This is a genomic window from Microcoleus sp. w2-18bC1, assembly GCF_036700365.1.
Lineage (GTDB): Bacteria > Cyanobacteriota > Cyanobacteriia > Cyanobacteriales > Microcoleaceae > Microcoleus.
Map to the genome: position 1 here is coordinate 1 of NZ_JAUBOS010000088.1, position 20,404 is coordinate 20,404.

At 45.7% G+C, this 20,404-nt stretch carries 25 protein-coding genes and 1 pseudogene; 18 read left to right on the forward strand and 8 right to left on the reverse strand.

What is annotated here, in order from left to right:
• Positions 1-352: 352 nt before the first annotated feature.
• Entirely contained in the window at positions 353-1,315 is a 963-nt protein-coding gene (locus tag QT979_RS26385; protein ID WP_333312150.1) for a glycosyltransferase family 9 protein, read from the reverse strand.
• Between the two features lie 172 nt (positions 1,316-1,487).
• Here QT979_RS26385 and ispD point away from each other — a divergent pair, with 172 nt between their 5' ends.
• Complete coding sequence (gene ispD / locus QT979_RS26390) at positions 1,488-2,174, forward strand: 2-C-methyl-D-erythritol 4-phosphate cytidylyltransferase (protein ID WP_333312140.1); 687 nt, start codon at positions 1,488-1,490, stop codon at positions 2,172-2,174.
• 155 nt (positions 2,175-2,329) lie between these two features.
• Here ispD and QT979_RS26395 read toward each other — a convergent pair whose 3' ends face one another.
• Genes QT979_RS26395 through QT979_RS26405 form a run of 3 tightly spaced genes read right to left on the reverse strand, consistent with a single transcriptional unit; the run spans position 2,330 to position 3,824 of the window.
• A complete protein-coding gene (locus QT979_RS26395; RefSeq protein WP_333312141.1) occupies positions 2,330-3,067 on the reverse strand; it encodes an SDR family oxidoreductase in 738 nt (245 codons plus the stop codon).
• 9 nt (positions 3,068-3,076) lie between these two features.
• Positions 3,077-3,568 carry a carboxymuconolactone decarboxylase family protein gene (locus QT979_RS26400; protein ID WP_333056926.1) on the reverse strand — a complete coding sequence of 164 codons (492 nt, stop codon included), beginning with the start codon at positions 3,566-3,568 and terminating at the stop codon, positions 3,077-3,079.
• A gap of 13 nt (positions 3,569-3,581) precedes the next feature.
• A complete protein-coding gene (locus QT979_RS26405) occupies positions 3,582-3,824 on the reverse strand; it encodes an SDR family NAD(P)-dependent oxidoreductase (protein ID WP_333216683.1) in 243 nt (80 codons plus the stop codon).
• A gap of 176 nt (positions 3,825-4,000) precedes the next feature.
• On the opposite strand from QT979_RS26405, the gene QT979_RS26410 reads away from it, so the two are divergent.
• Together QT979_RS26410 and QT979_RS26415 are read left to right on the forward strand one after the other, a co-directional pair.
• Entirely contained in the window at positions 4,001-4,936 is a 936-nt protein-coding gene (locus tag QT979_RS26410) for an AraC family transcriptional regulator (protein WP_333312142.1), read from the forward strand.
• Positions 4,937-4,986: 50 nt separating this feature from the next.
• Positions 4,987-5,319, forward strand: coding sequence for a hypothetical protein (locus QT979_RS26415; protein ID WP_333312143.1), 333 nt, complete (start codon positions 4,987-4,989; stop codon positions 5,317-5,319).
• Positions 5,320-5,471: 152 nt separating this feature from the next.
• Here QT979_RS26415 and QT979_RS26420 read toward each other — a convergent pair whose 3' ends face one another.
• Complete coding sequence (locus QT979_RS26420) at positions 5,472-6,404, reverse strand: LysR family transcriptional regulator (RefSeq protein ID WP_333216689.1); 933 nt, start codon at positions 6,402-6,404, stop codon at positions 5,472-5,474.
• Positions 6,405-6,665: 261 nt separating this feature from the next.
• Here QT979_RS26420 and QT979_RS26425 point away from each other — a divergent pair, with 261 nt between their 5' ends.
• The 4 genes from QT979_RS26425 (at position 6,666) to QT979_RS26440 (ending at position 9,359) form a co-directional block, all read left to right on the forward strand.
• Positions 6,666-6,959 carry a hypothetical protein gene (locus QT979_RS26425; protein ID WP_333312144.1) on the forward strand — a complete coding sequence of 98 codons (294 nt, stop codon included), beginning with the start codon at positions 6,666-6,668 and terminating at the stop codon, positions 6,957-6,959.
• A gap of 119 nt (positions 6,960-7,078) precedes the next feature.
• A complete protein-coding gene (locus tag QT979_RS26430) occupies positions 7,079-7,342 on the forward strand; it encodes a hypothetical protein (protein ID WP_333216694.1) in 264 nt (87 codons plus the stop codon).
• An 81-nt stretch (positions 7,343-7,423) separates the two neighbouring features.
• Positions 7,424-8,488 (forward strand): tetratricopeptide repeat protein, encoded by a 1,065-nt coding sequence (locus tag QT979_RS26435; RefSeq protein ID WP_333216696.1) that lies wholly within the window; start codon positions 7,424-7,426, stop codon positions 8,486-8,488.
• Between the two features lie 361 nt (positions 8,489-8,849).
• On the forward strand, positions 8,850-9,359 hold the full coding sequence (locus QT979_RS26440; protein ID WP_333312145.1) for an N-acetyltransferase: 510 nt from the start codon (positions 8,850-8,852) through the stop codon (positions 9,357-9,359).
• A gap of 243 nt (positions 9,360-9,602) precedes the next feature.
• Here QT979_RS26440 and QT979_RS26445 read toward each other — a convergent pair whose 3' ends face one another.
• Positions 9,603-11,180, reverse strand: a complete 1,578-nt coding sequence (locus QT979_RS26445; protein WP_333216849.1) for an adenylate/guanylate cyclase domain-containing protein — start codon at positions 11,178-11,180, stop codon at positions 9,603-9,605.
• An 88-nt stretch (positions 11,181-11,268) separates the two neighbouring features.
• On the opposite strand from QT979_RS26445, the gene QT979_RS26450 reads away from it, so the two are divergent.
• From QT979_RS26450 to QT979_RS26490, 9 genes are all read left to right on the forward strand, one after another.
• The gene (locus tag QT979_RS26450) at positions 11,269-11,529 is read left to right on the forward strand and encodes a hypothetical protein (RefSeq protein ID WP_333216847.1); all 261 of its coding nucleotides are present in this window, start codon (positions 11,269-11,271) and stop codon (positions 11,527-11,529) included.
• Between the two features lie 308 nt (positions 11,530-11,837).
• Positions 11,838-12,668: a prepilin peptidase gene (locus tag QT979_RS26455; protein ID WP_333312146.1), complete on the forward strand. Its 831-nt coding sequence runs from the start codon at positions 11,838-11,840 to the stop codon at positions 12,666-12,668.
• Positions 12,669-12,729: 61 nt separating this feature from the next.
• Positions 12,730-12,945 carry a hypothetical protein gene (locus tag QT979_RS26460; RefSeq protein WP_333216843.1) on the forward strand — a complete coding sequence of 72 codons (216 nt, stop codon included), beginning with the start codon at positions 12,730-12,732 and terminating at the stop codon, positions 12,943-12,945.
• A 139-nt stretch (positions 12,946-13,084) separates the two neighbouring features.
• Positions 13,085-14,035 (forward strand): acetyl-CoA carboxylase, carboxyltransferase subunit beta, encoded by a 951-nt coding sequence (gene accD / locus QT979_RS26465; RefSeq protein WP_333216841.1) that lies wholly within the window; start codon positions 13,085-13,087, stop codon positions 14,033-14,035.
• Positions 14,036-14,418: 383 nt separating this feature from the next.
• Positions 14,419-14,610, forward strand: coding sequence for a translation initiation factor IF-2 (locus tag QT979_RS26470; protein WP_333058460.1), 192 nt, complete (start codon positions 14,419-14,421; stop codon positions 14,608-14,610).
• Positions 14,611-14,755: 145 nt separating this feature from the next.
• Entirely contained in the window at positions 14,756-15,244 is a 489-nt protein-coding gene (psbV, locus tag QT979_RS26475; protein WP_190663569.1) for a photosystem II cytochrome c-550, read from the forward strand.
• A 154-nt stretch (positions 15,245-15,398) separates the two neighbouring features.
• Positions 15,399-15,896 (forward strand): photosystem II cytochrome PsbV2, encoded by a 498-nt coding sequence (psbV2, locus tag QT979_RS26480; RefSeq protein WP_333216839.1) that lies wholly within the window; start codon positions 15,399-15,401, stop codon positions 15,894-15,896.
• Positions 15,897-16,021: 125 nt separating this feature from the next.
• Positions 16,022-16,360, forward strand: coding sequence for a cytochrome c6 PetJ (gene petJ / locus QT979_RS26485; RefSeq protein WP_333216837.1), 339 nt, complete (start codon positions 16,022-16,024; stop codon positions 16,358-16,360).
• 477 nt (positions 16,361-16,837) lie between these two features.
• Complete coding sequence (locus QT979_RS26490) at positions 16,838-17,845, forward strand: CHAD domain-containing protein (RefSeq protein WP_333312147.1); 1,008 nt, start codon at positions 16,838-16,840, stop codon at positions 17,843-17,845.
• Positions 17,846-18,208: 363 nt separating this feature from the next.
• Here QT979_RS26490 and QT979_RS26495 read toward each other — a convergent pair whose 3' ends face one another.
• Positions 18,209-18,706: a 2TM domain-containing protein gene (locus QT979_RS26495; RefSeq protein WP_333216601.1), complete on the reverse strand. Its 498-nt coding sequence runs from the start codon at positions 18,704-18,706 to the stop codon at positions 18,209-18,211.
• A gap of 186 nt (positions 18,707-18,892) precedes the next feature.
• Positions 18,893-19,400, reverse strand: a pseudogene (locus QT979_RS26500) (IS701 family transposase); the annotation flags it as partial.
• A 193-nt stretch (positions 19,401-19,593) separates the two neighbouring features.
• Here QT979_RS26500 and QT979_RS26505 point away from each other — a divergent pair.
• A complete protein-coding gene (locus QT979_RS26505; RefSeq protein WP_333312148.1) occupies positions 19,594-19,803 on the forward strand; it encodes a hypothetical protein in 210 nt (69 codons plus the stop codon).
• A 107-nt stretch (positions 19,804-19,910) separates the two neighbouring features.
• A complete protein-coding gene (locus tag QT979_RS26510; RefSeq protein ID WP_333312149.1) occupies positions 19,911-20,168 on the forward strand; it encodes a hypothetical protein in 258 nt (85 codons plus the stop codon).
• The last annotated feature ends 236 nt before the right edge of the window (positions 20,169-20,404 follow it).

The following is a 20,404-nucleotide window of genomic DNA, read 5'->3' on the forward strand; positions in this document are numbered from 1 at the left end:
CTCATTGTAGTTTTTTTTCCATGATTATGGGATGTTTGGTTTCACCCTTTTTTAATTCGCCAACAGTCTCTTGAAATCGCGTCTACACAAATAAAGTCCGCCTACGCGGACTGAAGAGAAGAAATGCAAATTTAGGTAAACTCATCATTCTAAAATAGATTGTTTGCCTAACCATTCAAGGAATTACAGCAGATGATGGAGCTTGTTGAAAAACGAAGAGCGAAAGAGGAATTACCGAAAATGATTCCTCGTCCCCAGGCTGCGCCTCCTGTGAAAGCCCGATAAGCGAGGCAGAGCCTCTAGATATGGGTTCCCAGGCACAGCCTGGGAACCAGCTAAGATATCCTAGTTCTTAGCCGCCCCAAACCTTCTTTAAAACATCTTGAGGAGAGATGTCTGCCATTTTGCCAGTAGGAGATTTAATGCCCAAAAACCGATCGCTCTTTGGCAACAATTTCGCCGGTTCAGTCGGCCCGAACAAAGCTATTGTATAAGTTTGAACCGCCACAGCTAAGTGCATCGGCGCACTGTCAGTACATATCATCAAATTAGCAGCAGCAATAGTCGCCGCCAACTTGCCGACATCATCCGGCGAGATAACTTTTACATTTGGACATAACTCGACTAACTTTGTCACGAAGTCTGCATCTTCGGGGCCTTTCACAACAACAACGGGCAAATTCGGCTGCCGCTGCTGACAATCTTCAATGATTTGCTTCCAGTTGTCTGTAGGGTAAATTTTGTCAATACCTTTAGACACAGCTAATTGACTCGAACCGCCGTGAATTAGAATGTAACCGCTTTCTTTTACGCCCAACCGCTGCTGTTCGGCTTCCGCCCACTGAATGTCCTGTTTTGGTACATTAATTGCGATCACCGGACAAGGATTTGTAATGTTAAATCCTTGCAGCAAATCGTGGTAAATTGAAGCGGCGTACTGTTCAGTTTTCAGCGGTACAGCAGCAGTGAGAAATCGAGCACCGTTGGTTCCAGAATAGCCAACTCTCTGCGGAATGCCGGTCAGCCACAGCAGCAGCCCTACAGTCCACCGCTGGCCGAGGGAAATAACTGCTTCGTATTCGCGATCGCGAATTACGCCCAGTAAATTGCCCAAATCTGCCATAGCGTTGCGGTCTTTGAAATTGTACGTCAAGACTTCTTTGACGGATTTGCAGACTCGGTAAGCACCCTTTGCCCTCGGTTCCACGATGACATCAATTTGCGCGTCGGGATAAGACTGCTTGAGGTCATCAAGAGTGGGGAAAAATAAAATTTGGTCGCCAATCCCGCCAGGGACAAGTGCTAGTATTCGCATCATAAACGATCGGGCTATTATTGATCGAGGTAGCTCTCAGAGATCGGCTCTCAACTATCAGCTTATAGTATTTCTAGACCTTAAAAGCTACTGGCTGACAGCTAAACAACTGACTCAAAAGTACAGGACGCTCTTATTATATATATCTAGTTGGGTTAAAAACGGTTAGTAAATGCACTTATTAATTCCTGCGGCGGGTTCGGGGCGACGGATGGGGAGTCAGCGGAACAAACTGCTGCTGACTTTGCTCTCTAAACCATTGCTGAGTTGGACTTTGGCTGCTGCTGAAGCTTCGCAGCACATTAGCTGGATTGGTATCATGGGCCAGCCAGACGATTTTCCTGATTTTAAAGCCATTCTGAGCGATTTATCTTTGGTTAAGCCCGTGGAACTGATTAAAGGTGGCGCCACCAGGCAAGAGTCAGTTTACAACGGTTTGCAGGCTTTGCCGCCCAATGCCGATCGAGTGTTGATTCACGACGGCGCGAGGTGTTTGGCAACTGCTGAATTGTTCGATCGATCAGCAGAGGCCCTCTTGACCTGTCCGGGCTTGATTGTTGCCGTCCCGGTCAAGGATACGATTAAGGTCGTAGATGAGCGTCGGATCGTGCGAGACACCCCAGACAGAAGCAATTTGTGGGCGGCCCAGACTCCCCAAGGATTTGAAGTGAAATTGTTAAAGCAGTGTCACGAAGCAGGGCGACAAAAAGGTTGGGAAGTTACCGACGATGCGGCTTTGTTTGAAAAATGCGGTTTACCAGTGCAAATTGTGGAGGGAGAAGAGACGAATTTGAAAGTCACAACACCCGTAGATTTAGCACTAGCTGAATTTATTTTGCGGCAGAGATACGGGGAATAGTTTTAAATTGTGTAAGGGAAAATTGGGAATTGGCAATGGGAATTGGTAAGCTAACTAAGTCCTCATAAAAACTCATAATCCCCAGATACCCGACTTTTTAAAGAAGTTGGGTATCTAATAACCCTCGCCTTTTAGATTTAATTAAATTGACCTACTTAGTAAGGGCTGGCTGTTGGTCGGACGATAATTTCGCTAACATCAACATCGTCAGGTTGTTCGATCGCAAATACAATCGATCGCGCGATCGCAGCAGCAGGAATAGCTATTTTGCGGAATTCTTGCATTCCCGATCTTGCAGTTTCATCAGTGATGCTCTCGGCTAACTCAGACTCCGTTACTCCAGGAGAAATCACCGTCACCCGAATGTCGCCCCCAACTTCTTGTCTCAAGCCTTCTGAGATGGCTCTAACGGCGAATTTAGTAGCACAGTAAACAGCAGCAGTAGGAGAAACCGCGTGTCCGCCGATCGAGGAAAGATTAATAATCTGACCAGATTTTTGTGCTTTCATGACAGGAAGTGCCGCCGCGATGCCGTACAAAACACCTTTGATATTGACATCAATCATTTTATCCCATTCCTCAACTTTCAGTTGTTCGAGTGCGGATAGAGGCATGATGCCAGCATTGTTAATCAGGACATCTACCCGATCGAACTTGCTCTGGGCAAATTGAACGAGATCCTCCATTTGACTGCGTTGCGTGACATCGAGAGCCTGGTATTCGACTGTTCCACCCTCCGCACGAATGTCCTTGGCGATCGCTTCTAGGCGATCGGTGCGACGTGCACCCAAAACCACTCGCGCGCCGTTTTTAGCAAGCAATTTAGCAGTGGCTTCACCAATTCCGCTACTCGCTCCAGTGATGATAATAACCTTTCCATTTAAGTTTGACATTGATATCTCCTATTTTTGTGATGTTACTGGGAACTTGATATTATTTTCCTGAAACAACTCTTTGAGAGTTCCTGCTGCAATCAAGGCGCGGGGAAAGCCGGAAGTCACTGTGGTAATATAAATAACTTCCATCAGTTCTTCCGGCGTAGCACCGTAATTCAAGGCATATTGAGCGTGAACTTTGAATTGCGGCATTGTGCCTTGTGCCGCAAACCCTGCAAGTGATATAAGCTGGCGGGTTTTATTATCTAGCACCTCACGAGCCCAGATATCGCCTAGGGAATATTTGAGCGTCATGTCAGCAAGTTCTGGGAAATCTTTTTGAAGCTGAACAAAATGCGGCGGCAAACCTTTTCCACCTGACAAACTATTCAGAACTTTTTCGCCCCGCTCTTGGCGTGTCATTGTTTCAGAAGGTTGTAGAACTGTTTCTGGCGATCGGGTAGGTGAAACCATAAATATTGCTCCCGCTACGGTGAAAGTTAAAAATTGCTTGTTCATGATTTTGCCTCCCTTATAGATTTGCTAATATTTTCCTTGAAGTGAGGTTGATTTTAATTAAAGAAACATATTGCAGTGCAACAGCTTTAGCCCCGATCGCTTCGATCGCAGATACGACATTTTGGGCATCCTCCTCGCTGTTGTGATATGTCACGATGACATCGACTCCTTTTCTGGCAAGGGTCAAAGCGGTATTTTTGCCAAGTCCTCGGCTCGCCCCTGTTACCAATGCGATTTTTGTCTTGTCTTTCGTCATTGCCTTATCCTTTTACTGTTTCATTCAGATGTGTTCATCCTATGAGTAAAAGCAAGGGTTTTGAATACACAGACCTCGCAATTTATTGCCTAATCCTCCAAAGCAAGATTTTATGAATGGATAAAGATGTTCTATAATGCTTAAAAGATAATGATTAAATTAGTCGAGAAAACCACATGGCGATTGAAATAATCAACCAAGTAATAAATCAAGATGCGATCGCTAATCAATGTAAAGAATTGGCGGCATTAGTAACTCGACACACTGAAGGCAAGGGGAACGGTTTTCATAAAACAGCTATAGATAAGCTGGAATTTACGCGAGAATCTTCAGTTACCGCCGCACTGCACGGTGTCTATCAACCTATTCTCGGCATCATCGTTCAGGGCAAAAAAGAAGCGTTGCTGGGTGAGGAAACCTATCGTTATGGCGCGGCTCAATATCTTGTGATCTCAGTTGATTTACCTCTGAGTGGATTTATTGTAGAGGCCACTCCAGACAAGCCGTATTTAGGATTCAAGTTGAATTTAGACCCACGCCAACTCTGTGACATTATTACTGCCCAAACCAGTCCAAGCGCCAGTAAGAAAGAAAACTCTGTCAGAGGTTTGTTTGTCAGCAATGCCGATGCACCATTACTCGATTGCGCCCTCAGACTGACACGACTTTTGGATACGCCGCAGGATATCCCGATGCTGGCACCGCTGATTATCCGCGAAATCTATTATCGTCTTTTAATGGGTGAGCAAGGCGAAGCTGTGCGCCAAATCGCAACATCTGGCAGCAATATGCAGCGCATCGCTGAGGTGCTCAAACTGATTAAAACTGATTTTGCAAAACCGATGCGGGTTGAGGATTTGGCAGGACAAGCCAATATGTCTCCTTCATCTTTCCATTACCATTTCAAGGAAGTGACATCGATGAGTCCACTTCAATATCAAAAGCAATTAAGACTATTAGAAGCACGTCGCCTGATGCTTGCCGAAAACTCCGATGCGGCAAATGCTGCCTATCAGGTGGGTTATGAAAGCCCCTCACAGTTCAGCCGCGAATATTCTCGTATGTTTGGTGCGCCGCCGATCCGAGATATTGAGCGTTTGCGTACTGCTTGAGCGTCACTGTTTCGACTATATTGGTTTTGTTCCGTTAATACAAGTGGAGGATGAAAGCAATGCAATATAGCGGTACATGGCGGATCACAGAGATGGCCATGTGGGATAGTGATTACTTGGACATGGAAGTTGAAGCCTATATCGAGATTGATGAAGCAGGTTCAGGAGAATTTCAATTCGGTTTAGTATCAGGTGACATTGACGGCGAAGTCGTAAAAGATGGAAAGGATCAGCGATTTGAGTTTACATGGGACGGTAATGATGAGAACGATCCTGCATCTGGTAGCGGTTGGCTCAAATTAAAGGATAAAAACTCGGTAGACGGTCGAATCAAATTCCACCAAGGCGACAGTTCTAGTCTTGTTGCAAAACGTATGAAATAGGCAATCAGCGATCGTACTATTTTATGCCATTTTTTTAACAGAAGATGAACTCAGATAAAATGCCATCCGCGTTCATCTGTGTTCATCTGCTGATATCGGCGGTAACAAAATCCCCATCTAACCAATAACCAATAACAACTGACTGAGGTTTCTCATGAAGGATTAATCGGAAAGTCACCCTCACTATCAACCTCTGGAGCACTTTTAACTAAATCCAAAAACGCAAACACGGCCGGAATTAACAGCCCATCCCTCAAAACAGCAACCCCGATTACCCTCTCAAAATCCGCCGGTAAACTGCAAACTTTCACCGAAGATGGTATCGGTTCCGCGGCCAAACGGGGCAGAATAGCTGCACCCAAACCTTGCATCACCATACTGACAATTGTTGAATCTTCGCTGAGTTCGTAACCGATATTTATGGGAAAATCTGCAGTTGTCAAATACTTACGAAGCGGTATCGAACAAGCATTTTCTATCGGCTGCAAAATCAGCGGATAATTCGCTAATTCTTCCCACGTAATCTTAGCACTTTTACATTGCGCCTTCGGCGGCAGCAAAACCAAATATTTGTCCCGCAAAATTTCCCTAGTTTCAAATTCATCGGAGATGGGAAGAGAGACAAAACCGATGTCTGCTTTGCCCGATCGCAAAGCCTCTTCCACAGCTTGGGTATAATAAACTTCGGTAATGCTAACCGTAATTTTGGGAAAGCAACTGCGAAATTTAGCAATAATACCCGGTAGGATATGAGTTGCGACACTCCGAAAAGTAACTATCCGTACCTGGCCTCCCTGCAAACCTTTTTCTAAATCCGCTTCTTTGACCATTCTTTCTAAGGCGCAGGCTATTTGACGCCCGTGACTCACTACCCTTTCCCCCACCGGCGTCAGTTGAGCACCGTGTCGCCCCCGGTGGAACAGTTGCACTCCCAATTCTGTTTCTAAAGAGGCGATGGCGTGGCTGACTGCGGATTGGGACAGTTCCAATTGCAAAGCCGCCTCGCTAAAGTTTTCACAGTCTGCTACAGCTATCAAAGCTTGAATCTGAGAGAGTTTCATCCGTCGCGTATTGATTTCGTTCATAGCGTTTGTGCCAGTAGTACCCAAATTGTCACAAGGGCTTCGATATATCGATTTTATTCATACAACCTATGCAAGTAATGCTTTGATTGTCAATTGCCTGAGAGTTAAAGTTAATTTATCAGGTAACAGATAGACTTTTACAGAAATTGCACGACAACCATATTGTGCTGTAATTGCGATGAAATTATTGCAGTTAAAAGCTATTTCTTGTAATTTTATGGGTGCAGTTTGTGTAGGATTTATCACTTTAAGGTGTTGGCTATGTCTACTTACAAAAGTCGAATCAACCCCCGAATAATGATGTTTTTTTGGATAGCCGATCGAGCTAACCCATCCGAAAAACATAAAGGGCTATCTCTCTTTTTAGCTATAAAAAAAATTGGGCAGTTTTTGCTCTACCTCATTTCGAGTGAGGACGAACTGAGAATTTGGCAGACGTGCGATCGCTATGGTAACACTTGGTGGCACGGTTGCGATCGGGCGACTGGTCGTTCTACCTGCGTGGCGACGGATGATGAAATGCGCGCTTGGCTCGATCGGCGTTATTGCCAATAGTAGTGTGTGGGTTGCGTGGAAAAGAAGTGAAATACAGCCCTCGATTAGCAATTACCAATTAGCAATTACCAATTAGCAATTACCAATTAGCAATTACCAATTAGCAAGTAGGAGATGCTATGCTTCAAATATCTTCCGAATGTGCAGCGCCAGATCGCATTATTCTGATGGAAAACGAGGTATACCGATTGCCTCAAACTCATCGACAAATTCAAGTTTTGTCAGGAATTGCTTGGATCACGATTGACCAACAGGACATCATCTTGCAAAGTTCTGAAAAAGTATCGCTTCCACCCAGCAAAAACTTTGCTGTCATATCCGCTCTCAACAATATGCCGCTGATTATGGCCGTCTGGCAAGACAAAAACCCAGTTAGAACCTAGAAATTGAGAAAAAAATTGGCAGGAACACCCCAAAAAGCTCTATCTTAATAGTTATCACTTAGCTATTGGAGGACTCGATCGGTGCACCGCCGCTCTTACCACTTCAGCTATCTCGCAGCTATAAGTATTGTCTTATCGCCCGCACTCAGCTTGCTGGCAATTTCAGACGCCCGCGCTTATGCCCCAATTATAAATGCGAGGCGCACCCAAGCGAGCGAGTTCGCTCAGGCAACAGACCCCAAAATGCAAGCAGACGAACTCTTTAAAACAGCAGTAAAACAGCACCGCGAGGGTTTGTTTCGAGAAGCAATCCAGAATTTTGAGCAAGTTTTGGCAATTCGCAAGCAACTAGGCGACAAACCGGGAATCGGAGAAACCCTCAATAATATGGGGGAAGTTTATGGCGAAATGGGTTTGAGGCCCAAAGCTTTGGAAGTTCTGCAGCAAGCTTTAGTCATTCACCGAGAAATCAGCGGAGGGCGTCGTACCGCGCGCACTCTCAATCTCATAGGTTTCGTCAACCGGATTGGGGACAATTTTTCCGAAGCGATGAAACTGCACCAAGAAGCTTTGGAACTGGCCAAAACTACCGACGACCAAATTGAAATTGGAGAATCCCTCCACAACATCGCGGCCGTGTACGCAGAACAGGCAGATTACGCCAAGGCGATCGAATTTTACCAGCAAGCGCGGACGATTCGCACGGCCGCCGGCGATCGGCGCGATTTAGGCCGTACCCTCAATAACATGGGCGGCGTCTACTACAACATCGGCGACTTTAATAGAGCGATGGAATTTTACCACCAAGCTTTAGCAATTCGCCGGGAAATCGGAGACCGGGCTGGCGTCGGCCGCCTCCTCAACAACATGGCACTTACCTCTCGCAAACTCGGCAAAGATACTCAAGCGCTGATTTATTTTCAGCAAGCAATACCGATGTTAGAAGCAATCGGTGACAAGACAAGTATCGGACGCTTGCTCAACAATATGGGCGCAATTCATGAAAGTCTCGGTCAAAATGCTCAAGCTCTCGAATCCTACGAGGAAGCTTTAAAAATTGCTCGTGAGGGCGGTGACAAAGCCGGAGAAACTACAGCGATGGAGGGCATTAAGCGATTGTCTTCCAGTCAGCTTGTACCGCAATAAGGAGATTTAAGCGGTTCCGCATCGGGCGTGAAGATTGGAAGCGATCGACTTTGGCGACGATTTGGCATTGATCTGCAAGTCGTTGTATAATTAATTGCCAAAAATATATAACTCAAAAAGAGGAAAAAGCATTCAGGGGCGCTATAATTTGATTAAGATCGCGATCGCAAGATAGAAACAGTTTCTGTAGTAATTCGTCTGCCAGAGCGGCTGCACAACACTTAATCTAAGGATCGCGAATTAAATAACTTACAATTTTAATTGTTATTGTGGGATGGGCGTCCCGCCCGTCCTTTTTGGAGGGGCGGGATGCCCATCCCACTTTCAAGAGTGGAAGTTATTTAATTCTCATTCCTAAGCTATGGATATCCGTACCGAAAAGCCAGAAGATGTAGAAGCTGTTCGCAACATTAATATTGCGGCATTCGGGCGAGAAAATGAGGCTAACTTAGTCGATCGATTGCGGGGAATTGCATCTACATTTTCCTTCGTTGCGGTACAATCCGATCGCATTGTCGGACACATTTTCTTCAGTCCGGTTGTCGTCGAAGGAAAATGTTCGAGGAATTTGTCGATTCTGGGGTTAGCGCCAGTCGCAGTTCTACCCAACTATCAGCGGCAAGGTATCGGAACGCTACTGATACGGGAAGGTTTAAAAGAGTGCGCGCGATCGGGATTTCAGGCAGTGGTTGTGCTGGGTCATCCAGATTTCTATCCGCGTTTTGGGTTCATTCCTGCTAGTAGAAAGAGCTTAAAATGTGAATACGATGTGCCCGATGAGGCTTTTATGGTTTTGGAGTTAGAAAGTGGAGCTTTGCAGGAGTGCAGCGGAACTGTGAAGTATCGATCGGAGTTTAGTCTATGCGAGTGATATTAATTCCGCCCCTCATCGGAATTATTCATCTCTCTGGGATCTCCCTCTGCGTTCTCTGCGTTCTCTGCGGTTAAATCATTCCGATGCAACCGGAACTTATCTGACGAAGTGGCGGTTTTTCTTGTGATGTATCCTAAAAAATTATAAAAATAACATTTAGTAGTCACAGTGGAAAGCGGTTGTACTGTACTTGCCTTTGTGAACCATAAAACCTCTACAACTATTACCCAGCAAAGTTATTTAAACGCCCGCTTTCCCCTTCTCCCCTTTTGCACCTTGCAAAGCAAAAATCGGAGTTTGAGCAGATTTCCCCTTCAGAGCAACAGATCCCAAAGCCTCGCAAATGAAGTTTAGCTCGATCGACTCATACACCCTTTCAGCAATCAAAATTTGGTTTTCCCCCGCCTTGCTCATCAACCGAGCCGCCGTATTCACCGTATCGCCGAGGATATTAAACTCCCTACGCCCTCGCGGTTCCCCAACCTCAGCAGCAAACACCGGCCCCCGCGACAGCCCAATTTGACAGCTTACTTTTACTTCTTCACCCGCGATAATTACCAGAGGCCAACCTACAATCAGATCTCGGATTGCAATCGCCGCACTAGCCGCGCGGCTGGCATCATCTGTGTGAGCGTCAGGTACGCCAAAATAAATCAGCATATCCGAACCGTCTAAGTGCGCCGTTACTTTTTGCAACACGCCCCCTTTAGCTGAGACTACAGCATCAATCGACGCAAACACCCGAGAAAAAGCCACTATCAGATTGACTTCTTCCTCCAGCGAAGCTTTGTCCACAGACTCCGGTAAACCAATCAAGTTGACAAACATCACCGTCGGTTCAGGAAAATCCGGCGGAATTTTCCGCCTGTCTGCATTTTCCACCAGCAGTCTCAGGATAGTTTTGGGAATATAACTAGCAAGGGGTTCAAGCCGATTCACAGCTTCCCCGATTTCTTTTACCAAGCCCGCCACGCTGCGATCGAGCAAGACCGAACTCGGCATCCGCCGCCCAGTCAAAGTGATATCATACTCTCCGAGTCGATCGTCCGTGAAATCGTCCGCCACCAAAAAATAACCCGGTTTCCCGGGTTCAAAACGAAATTGCTCTCCCAAAGACTCTCTAGCAGTTTCCGTCACACACACCCGCCCCACAGTTCCAGAACCCTCAGCTTGCTTGGCTTGCTGCACTGAATGCCCCAGCAGTACGTGAGCCATCCGCAGCGGGGTACCGATGTCAGCACTAATATAGCGGCCGCAGTGGATGCCCACCCGCATCCTCAAAGACAAAACACCCCGCGCCGTTTCAATATTGGCAAATTCAGCCATCGCCCGCTGCATCCGCAAACCCGCCCGCACCGCCCTGGCTGTATCCTCTTGGTAAACTCCTGACAGAAACTGCACCAGCATCGCATCTCCGGTAAACTCCAGCAAATCCCCGCCCGATTTGCTGACAATTTCAATCATCGAGGCAAAATAGTCGTTAATCACGCCCAGCAGGCTTTCAGCTCCCTTGCGCCCCTGGGTCGCATTCGCTTCCAACAGCGAGGTAAACCCTGCCAAATCCGTGAACAGCAAGGTGCCTGTTTGCCACTGGTAGCGCACCTCGCCCGGATTGGGCGGAGATTCGGACACGAGCCTCGGTACGTAGTCGTGGAGGATGTAGCGCAGAGTTCGCAGGTGCTCGAAAACCCCCATGAGCGTTGCCGGGGAAGGATCTACCCACGCAGCAGCGTACAGTTGAGCCGAAAGGAGCGATCGCAGTCGCAGTTCGATCGCAGCCAAGGGAGGATTGTAGGTTAATCTATTAATAATTTCCACCTAAGTTTATTCTTAAAAAATAGGGTAAGTTCTATCGATCGAGAGCCCACACCAGTAACTCGACCTATACCATTATGATAAGTTTCCAGTGACTCCATATCAGCCAAACCCAGAACCCACTATAGAAACTTCCGAAAGTCACAGCTTGCTAGCTCCCGATTTGATCCGAGCTGCTCGCTCTGCCTATGGTATGTATCTGAAAGTGCATTCCGATCAGATGCAGCGTCCGGCGGGTGTAGTTGTCAGTCAAGGAAGCGATCGAGGCCAGATAATTTTTGCTTCGCAGCCGATTTTATTGCCCGGTGAACGTTTTGTTACTTTTGAGGAAATTGAATCTCAAATGTATTAATTGCTAATTGGTCATTGGTGGTAATTGGTAATTGATAATTGAGCATTGGGCATTGGGCATTGATAATTAGTCACTAATATTATGTCCGCTCGAACTCTCGCACTAAAATAGGTTTCTAGTGAAGAGCCATGTTTTCAGGATTTTATGAAAACTTGCCTTCTTGACTATTAATACCTTTTATGATGGGTAATTGACCGTACAGGCTCTAACAACTGACAACTAACTATTGAGAAGTAACAAGTGATACATAACCCCAGTCAACATAACCCCAGTCAACAGTGAACAGTCAACAGTGAACAGTCAACTTAATGGAAATTATCTTTAATTGCCTTGTCATGGCGATCGTCTTTATTGTCGGAGCGGCTATTGGCAGCTTTCTAAATGTGGTAGTTTATCGGTTGCCTGCGGGTTTGTCTGTGATCAACCCTCCTTCTCGCTGTCCCAAATGTTTAAATCAACTCAGAACTTACGAAAATATACCCGTTTTCGGTTGGCTGTGGCTGCGGGGACGCTGCAATCACTGCCGGAGTCGGATTTCGGCCCGTTATCCACTGGTGGAAGCAGCTACGGGTTTGCTGTTTTTGCTAATCTTTTGGCGGTTTGGCGTAACAGTGCAAACTCTTGGTTTTTGGACTTTGTTTAGCTGGCTGTTGGCTTTGTCTTTGATTGATTGCGATACAATGACTTTGCCTAATTCTTTAACTCGATCGGGTTTGGTGCTGGGATTGGTTTTCCAGGTGGCGAAAGGTTGGTGGCCGACATTTAGTTTGATCGACTCGATACACTATCTGGTACTCGATGGGATCGCGGGAGCAGTTGTCGGGTTGTGGCTGTTTGATGCGATCGGACTCGCCGGGACGATCGGGCTGGGGCAGAATGCTATGGGGGCTGGAGATACCAAATTAGCCGCCTTGATGGGAGCTTGGCTGGGCTGGAAATACTTGCTGCTAGCGGGATTTATTGCCTGTATAGCCGGGGCTTTTGCTGGTGGCGGGGCGATCGCTATCGGGTTACTCGATCGGCGTCAACCCATGCCTTTCGGCCCGTTTCTGGCTCTCGGTACAGCAATTACTGCTCTGTGGGGCGAAGCGATCTTATCTACTTACTTGCAGTTGTTTTTCCCGAATTTTAGTTTCTGATCTGCCGGTAGTCAGGCGCGATCGAACATAATATTGTCTCAAAAATTGGTAAAATTGTTCCGTGTCTTGGATTACACTTAAAACCACTAGCTTTCGTTGGGAAGCGGAATTAATGCAGCAGCTCCTAGCAGCTCATGAAATCCCAGCCCGGATTGTAGACTTGGGCATAGCATCTTATTTGGGTGCTGGAAGTGCTACAGCCCTGCAAGTTCTTCCAGAACACCAGCGAACAGCATCGCTCCTCATCAGTCCCATTGAAGAGGACAATACTCAGTAGTCAAGTCTGTTCTTTATTGTCAGTTGTTATGGGTTATTAGTTATTAGTTATTGGTAGCAGCTAACAACTCACAAATAACAACAGTCAACAGTCAACAGTCAACAGTCAACAGTTAACAGTTAACAATTACCAAGTTTTAATGTCTCTATTTGATTGGTTTGCAAATCGACGAAAATCAGTACCGAACTCCCAAGAACGGCCGGAACGAGAAATTGCGGACGGGCTTTGGAATAAATGCGAAGCTTGCGATGCCCTGAGTTATACCAAAGACCTGCGAGCAAATCAAATGGTTTGCTTGGAATGCGGGCATCATATCAGAGTTTACAGTGACGATCGCATCGAACAGTTGATCGATCCCAATACCTGGGTACCCATTAACGAAGGACTGCACGCCACAGATCCCCTGAAATTTCGCGACCGCAAAAAATATAGCGATCGACTCCGAGAATTTCAAGAAAAAACAGGCCACCTAGACGCCGTAGAAACAGGCATCGGCAAACTCGAAAATTTGCCAGTCGCCCTCGGAGTCATGGAATTTCAGTTCATCGGCGGCAGCATGGGCTCAGTTGTCGGAGAAAAGCTAACTCGCCTCATCGAACACGCCACGCGGGAACGCTTGTCCGTGATCATTGTCTGCGCTTCCGGTGGCGCAAGAATGCAAGAAGGAATGCTCAGCTTGATGCAAATGGCTAAAATTTCCGGGGCTCTGGAACGCCACCGGGAAGCGAGACTGCTTTACATCCCGATTTTGACCCACCCGACCACCGGCGGCGTCACCGCCAGTTTTGCCATGCTGGGAGACATTATAATTGCAGAGCCAAAAGCTACTGTGGCCTTTACGGGCGGCAGGGTAATCGAACAAACTCTGCGGGAAAAGCTGCCGGAAAATTATCAAACTTCCGAATACTCCTTCGCCCACGGTTTTGTAGACTTGATTGTACCCCGGACTCAATTAAAGAAAACTCTCGGTCAGCTCATCAGCCTCCACCAGCCCCAGCCTTTCTTGGCAGGCTCGGAATTCCCCGCCCTAGAAGCCAGCGATAACCACGCTTTGCCCCCGCAGACTCACGCTTTCAAGCTTTCTCCCTAAGCTGCTGCGCCGGATGATTGTCTGTTGGTGAGTCCCGGCACAGAGGGAAATTGCTGAGGAATTGCGAAAAAGCCGGGTTCTACCAAAAATATTTAGTTTGGTAACGAGACGTTCACGCAGACACCGGCTTTTGAGCCCCGCGCGCGCAAGTGCTATTGGTAATAACGACGCAGCAGTGGGATGATATTGATCGGAAGTTGATTGGCCCTGAAGTTAGGCTGGGCAAAAATGCCTAGTCGCAGTTAGCGGTTAGTTAGCTTGCGATAGATCAAACAAAATCTCAGAACAAACTAACAGAACAAGCTAACAGCGCTTTCTAAAATTGTCCGGCTTTCAGTTAATAGCCGTCAACTCAATTTTGACCTGTCAGCGACCTAAAAATTATGGGTTTTGCAGACCTGTCCATCGCAGAAATAGCAGAGGACTTCAACGTCCCTGTTGAAGAAGTTATCCGCTTGTGCGATGAGTTGGAAATTGCCTACAAGCACCCTCAAACCCGTTTGGCTTTGGAGGATGTTAAGGCAATTATGTCCACTCTCGAAAAAAGGCGCGACTCAAAACTTCTTGCAGATTAGATCGCAAAATTCCTCTACCTTTAAAGGTATGGCTGCACAAACTTTCGCCAGTTGTTGTAGAAAGAGGGAATTTTGAACACAAATCTGTTTGCCAGGTATGATCTCTTAGCGTTCAATAATTTGCCGGATTTTTTTAAGGAGAACCATGCTTAAAAGATATTTCATTGCTCTGACCGCTGTATTCTTGACATTTCAGTTATTTGTCAGCAGTGCGATGGCTATCGAACTGAGTCCTGAACTTCGCACTCTGCCTTTGAATGACAAGGGTACTCCAGTGGTGCTGAGCCTCAAACAAGTTGAGCAAGGCAAACGCCTGTTCAATTCGGCTTGCGCTCAATGTCACGCTGCGGGCATGACCAAAACTGACCCGAACGTGAATTTGAGCCCGGAAACTCTGGCTTTGGCCAACCCGCCCCGGAATAATATTGAGTCGCTGGTGGACTTTATGAAAAATCCCACCACTTATGACGGGTTTGAGGAAATTTCGGAACTGCATCCGAGCATGAAGAGCGCGGATATTTTTGCTGAGATGAGAAATCTCTCGGATGACGATTTGTACGCGATTGCCGGTCACATTCTGTTGCAGCCAAAAATTGTCTCCAAGCAGTGGGCTGGTGGCAAAGGCGCTCGCTAATCGATTTTAGATTTTAGATTTTAGATTTTGGATTTTGGATTGGGAGAGGGCTGAAGTTCGGCAATAATTGCTGGCTGGTGGTTTTTCGCTCTAAAATCTGAAATCTAAAATTTACCTCCGGCTCATTGATTATCGCAAAAGGTTGTAGTCCCTCATGCTGCGTCGTGGTGCTTTTGTCTGCTTTCTGTTGGGGATGTTAATTATTTTGCCCGTGCTGTTGGCTCCTCAACCTGTTTTGGCTGCTGCCGATTCTTACGTGAATAGGTATTTACAAGCCAGCGAACCTGTGGCTCTGGAGTTGGACTCTGAGGGACATACTCGCTTGTTTTCGGCTCAGGATTTGTCTGCGGGCAAGGTATTGTTCGAGCAAAATTGCTTGAATTGTCACGTCGGAGGAGCTAATTTGCCTGATCCGACGATATCTCTGTCTTTGTCTGATCTCAAGGGGGCAACGCCTCCCCGCAACAACATCAATAGTCTGGTGGGGTATCTGAGAGAACCGATGACTTATGACGGTACTGAGGAGACTTTTTGGTGCCGCCAAGTGCCGGAAAGCTGGATGCCACAGGCTGAGATTGAAAATTTAGCTGCTTTTGTGATCCGGGCTGCTCAGAAAGCTCCGGGCTGGGGCGTCGAGAATTTTGAGAGTTGAATTGCCACTGCCAAAAAGTGGTAAATTACTCGGAAGAAGGCGATACGACTGCGCGATCGCGCCTGTTTTAACAGGTAAAATATCTAAAGAATCACCCTTTGCGTGTCCATTAGAGGAGAACTGCGTTGAAAAGACTCTTATCGATCGCCCTGTTAGCGATCGCAATTTTTACCGTCGGCTTTGGCCGCCCTGCTTTGGCAGGAGATGCCGCTAACGGAGCTAAAATCTTTAGCTCCAACTGTGCTGCTTGTCACATCGGTGGCGGCAACGTGGTTATGGCTATGAAAACCTTGAAAAAGGAAGCTCTTGAGAAGTACGGCATGAATTCTCTGGAAGCTATTACCACTCAGGTAACTAAGGGCAAAAATGCTATGCCTGCTTTCGCCGGCCGCTTGAAGCCCGAACAAATCGAGGATGTAGCAACCTACGTGCTCTCGCAATCTGAGAAAGACTGGAAAGGCTAAACTGCTTCATTGAAGTCGGACAAGCTGGGCGGGTTTGATTTAATTTAAAACTTGTCCTCCGATCGCACCCTCTCTCACCCTTTGGCGAATAAACATCGGTTTGCAGCGATCTTAACCTATTTGGAAAAGCGCGCCAGAAATCCAATTTTTATGAGTTCCAGGGCGAGGGAGGGACATTTTATTTTAGATTTTAGATTTTAGATTTTAGATTTTAGATTTTAGATTTTGGATTTTAGATTTTGGATTTTGGATTTTGGATTTTGGATTTTGGATTTTGGATTTTGGATTTTGGATTTTGGATTGAAGAATTGAAGATTGCTAAATTCTGATTTTGTATAAATTGTCAAGCACTTTATATTAAGATTTATTGTGGTGGCGCTTCCAAAATTAAAAGTGTGTGCTAGGATATAACCCCTTATTAGCAAAGCCTTGAAATCCAAATTAAAGTCAATCGGGGATCTGGAATCTACACCTGCCATGAACGTAAAAACATCAGCAAAAGTTAAAACTCTCGGAGACGCTGCATCTGGAGCGATTGAGAAATATTTCCGCAAAAGTATAGCGCACGAGGCTGAAGTTATCAAAGACAAAGACGCGGAAGAACTTCATCAAATGCGCGTGGGATTGAGACGTTTGCGATCGGCTGTGACTGGTTTTGCTCCGGTTTTAGATTGGCCAAAAGAGGCTTCTGAACGTAAAATTGGTAAGGTGGGGCGGATTCTGGGAACGCTCAGGGATTTGGATGTGATGCTCGAAAGTCTCCAAAACCGCTATTACCCGAATTTGCCCACTGACGAACAGAAAGTTTTGGATAAGGCTTTGTTGAATTTGCTCAAACAGCGCCACCGGGCTTTGAAAGGGGTGAGGGCGATTTTAGAGCACAAAAGCTACGAATCGCTGAAGCAGTCGATCGAGGATTGGCTGGAAAAACCGAAGTTTCAGGCGATCGAACATTTGCCAATTGCTGAGGTTTTGCCAGATTTACTGTTACCTCAAGTCAGTGAGTTTTTCCTGCATCCGGCTTGGCTATTGGGTACGGAATATGAGGATGGTAAAGTTAAAGTTGTTGATGATTTAAATGCTGAGACTGTCGAAGAGAAGTTAGCAGCCGAGGGAACTATTCTGCACGATTTGCGGAAGCAAGCTAAGCGAGTTCGCTATTTGATGAATCTGTTTGGAGATTTTTACAGCGAGACTTACGAAGTTTATGTCGAAGATGTGAAAGCTGTTCAGGAATGTTTGGGCGATATTCAAGACAGTGAAGTTTTAGGCGAGTTTCTGACAGATTTTGTCGAGCGTGATCTGAAAAAAGAGTTGCCGAAGTTGGCTGGTTTGTTGGCCGCAAATCGCTATGCAGCTTGGCAAAAATGGCAGGTTTTGCAGCGCCGGTATTTGAGTTCGGAAATTCGGCAAGGTTTGCGATCTGCTTTAATTCATCCTGTGGTTAAAGATGCTGTTAATGGAAAGTTGCCCCAGGAAAGTTAGGTTTTTCGGGCCCAGAGAATGCGATCGACTGGCGGGAGGGACTAAAAGAGGGATATTTGTAGGGACACGGCATTGCAGTGTCCTTCATTGTGTAACTCAATAAAGGGCGATCGCGCTTTGGGATAGGTTCAAGAAAACATTTTAACAATTATTCTTTCCAGTAACATCGTTTCCGGTTGCATCAGAATCATAAAATCGAGTCAACAGTTAACACTCACATATTCAGTTTTTCGACTCCTCCTTCTACAGTCAACAGTCAACAATCATTCCGGTATAACCGGAATTGATATAACGAGTTAAAATCCGAATTACTTCACCAGGTGAAGTAAAAGAAAGGACGATAGCGTTTTTTACCATACCAAGTCACGACTGCAACCACTTCATAAACTTATTCGTCACAGTACCAATAGATTCTCCCACTTGTTTCTTCAACCGCCACCGCTGAAACGCTTCTTCGTAATCTTCCCCTTCAGTTTGATAAACATTCCAAGCATTCAGCGACAATCCCAAGCCCCACGTGAGTAAAATGAACAGTGACCAAGAAAGCTCGTGCGAACCTGCTAGGTTAAACAAAACTAGAAAAGTATTGATAATTGCGTACTTTGTCACATTTTTCTGCAATTTGCGACGACGGTAAGAGTTAAAAACCAGCTTTTCTTGAAATTCTCCTCTAGTTGCTAACCATTGCTGTTCCGCCGCTACAATATCCTGTTCGGAAATGCCCAATTCCGCTGCAATCTCGAAAAGCTGCACTCTGGATAATTCCCCTTCATCCTGTCGCCGCGCGATCGCAAGCTGTAAAATACCCTGAGCATCCTCTGAACCGTAAATGTGATTTATTTGACTTTCATTTGTCGCCATAACAGGTTTCCGATAATTTCTCACATCCTTTCTATGATAGATATAGACGCAGTTAAACGACAGGTAGTGACATTGGCGGATTTCAACACCCGGACATTTGAGTGAGCGAGACTCCTGACTATGGGATGGGAAATCGAAGAACCGATATATTTCCCCAAATTGCAACTAACGGGACTTAAACAAATTTTAAGCCCAAACAAAGCCTAAACTGGCTTTATAAGCGGAGAATACGTCCCAATTTTGGTTCAACCATTTCACAAACCTAAAAGATATGGCTGTCCGAAATGCTTCGAGTGCATAGCGTAAAAGTGTTTAAAGGTTTGTTTGCCCATCTGCGCCTTAATCCTCCTGTTAAGGTATGCCACAAAATGAAAGTGTAGGCACAAAACACCATAATAAAATGTCTTTTAAGGCTGCTTTCATCTCTGACTTGATATTCATTTAACCCCAAGCAGCCCTTGGCTTCCCGATAGAAAACTTCGACCCAATTTCTTTGTGAATAAGTTTTTACTATCCACTCCTCTGTAGCTGTTGATAAGTCAAAATTACTCATCAAATAATCTATTTCAGTCGCGGTATCGAAAGTCTCTGCATTCATGACGATGGCTATTACTTTCTTACCTGTGCATTTTGATAACTCGACTTCTTGAATTGCTACCCATACTGTTCTCGGTCTTTCTAGAGCGAGTTGTATGGGAGCATCCCACTTTTGCAGTCAGTATAAATACTCAGACTATTGTCTGGCTAAGCTGATGGCATAATATAGCAAAACCATTTGATTTGTAAACAATCGATTCAATCATCACAAGCGTTTCAGGTTGTTCTACATTCACAACTCAAATAGACTTGCTATAGAAAGCAGATAAATTACCATAATCCAAGTTCGCATGACCCCAGAAGAACAGCAGAAGATCAAAATAAATCTCCAAGAAATAGCAGAGATCCTTTATAAGAATACCCCAGTAGACAATCTACAAAGCTTTGAATCCGTAGAACTGAGTGTGAGAGAACATTTAATTGAGACAGTAGCACCAGAAATTAGCGTTTTTTTTTTCACTCGGCGGGGGGAAAAGGTTCGGGTAGAAAAAGAACCATAAAAAGTTGTGTAGGAGAAATAACTATATCGAGTAAACAAGCCCAAAGGCTGGGAATAAAGAAGGGAAGTCGTCTGAGTTTTAATTTGGAAAAATGTTGTTTATTATTAGTGGGAAATGAATCTTTTGCCAATGCCGAGAGAGACCTCAAAATGTTGACAGGAATTTATGTACCGCACAGTACACAACATCGACTATTAGAGCGTTACGAATTCTCCTCGGCTCAAGCTACGGAGCAAGTAGAAGCATTGAGTATAGACGCAGGAAATGTCAGACTGAGAACTCATGAAGGAGAAGAAAGTATCTGGAGGAACTATAAGGCGGTTAAGGTACATCGCCTTTGTAGGGGCAGCTTTTTTCCAAAATAATCCAGATTTAGTGGCATGGGTAAATAGGCAACCTCAAAGTGAAGCGATAACCTGCTTGGGGGATGGTCATGATGGGGTGTGGAATCTGTTTAAGCAAATTGGGACTCTTGAGAAAAGAAGAGAGGTACTCGATTGGTATCAGGGGAATAGAAAATCTACATAGGGCTTGCTGAATAATCGATCGCACATCAAGAATAAGAGCGATCGATATCTTCAAGCCGAGTTAAATATAAGTT

Bases quoted from the DNA above. Each gene is read 5' to 3' on its own strand.
- QT979_RS26385 (WP_333312150.1), bottom strand. From the start codon at position 1,315: ATGCGAATACTAGCACTTGTCCCTGGCGGGATTGGCGACCAAATTTTA.
- ispD (WP_333312140.1), top strand. From the start codon at position 1,488: ATGCACTTATTAATTCCTGCGGCGGGTTCGGGGCGACGGATGGGGAGT.
- QT979_RS26395 (WP_333312141.1), bottom strand. From the start codon at position 3,067: ATGTCAAACTTAAATGGAAAGGTTATTATCATCACTGGAGCGAGTAGC.
- QT979_RS26400 (WP_333056926.1), bottom strand. From the start codon at position 3,568: ATGAACAAGCAATTTTTAACTTTCACCGTAGCGGGAGCAATATTTATG.
- QT979_RS26405 (WP_333216683.1), bottom strand. From the start codon at position 3,824: ATGACGAAAGACAAGACAAAAATCGCATTGGTAACAGGGGCGAGCCGA.
- QT979_RS26410 (WP_333312142.1), top strand. From the start codon at position 4,001: ATGGCGATTGAAATAATCAACCAAGTAATAAATCAAGATGCGATCGCT.
- QT979_RS26415 (WP_333312143.1), top strand. From the start codon at position 4,987: ATGAAAGCAATGCAATATAGCGGTACATGGCGGATCACAGAGATGGCC.
- QT979_RS26420 (WP_333216689.1), bottom strand. From the start codon at position 6,404: ATGAACGAAATCAATACGCGACGGATGAAACTCTCTCAGATTCAAGCT.
- QT979_RS26425 (WP_333312144.1), top strand. From the start codon at position 6,666: ATGTCTACTTACAAAAGTCGAATCAACCCCCGAATAATGATGTTTTTT.
- QT979_RS26430 (WP_333216694.1), top strand. From the start codon at position 7,079: ATGCTTCAAATATCTTCCGAATGTGCAGCGCCAGATCGCATTATTCTG.
- QT979_RS26440 (WP_333312145.1), top strand. From the start codon at position 8,850: ATGGATATCCGTACCGAAAAGCCAGAAGATGTAGAAGCTGTTCGCAAC.
- QT979_RS26455 (WP_333312146.1), top strand. From the start codon at position 11,838: ATGGAAATTATCTTTAATTGCCTTGTCATGGCGATCGTCTTTATTGTC.
- accD (WP_333216841.1), top strand. From the start codon at position 13,085: ATGTCTCTATTTGATTGGTTTGCAAATCGACGAAAATCAGTACCGAAC.
- QT979_RS26470 (WP_333058460.1), top strand. From the start codon at position 14,419: ATGGGTTTTGCAGACCTGTCCATCGCAGAAATAGCAGAGGACTTCAAC.
- psbV (WP_190663569.1), top strand. From the start codon at position 14,756: ATGCTTAAAAGATATTTCATTGCTCTGACCGCTGTATTCTTGACATTT.
- psbV2 (WP_333216839.1), top strand. From the start codon at position 15,399: ATGCTGCGTCGTGGTGCTTTTGTCTGCTTTCTGTTGGGGATGTTAATT.
- QT979_RS26490 (WP_333312147.1), top strand. From the start codon at position 16,838: ATGAACGTAAAAACATCAGCAAAAGTTAAAACTCTCGGAGACGCTGCA.
- QT979_RS26495 (WP_333216601.1), bottom strand. From the start codon at position 18,706: ATGGCGACAAATGAAAGTCAAATAAATCACATTTACGGTTCAGAGGAT.
- QT979_RS26505 (WP_333312148.1), top strand. From the start codon at position 19,594: ATGACCCCAGAAGAACAGCAGAAGATCAAAATAAATCTCCAAGAAATA.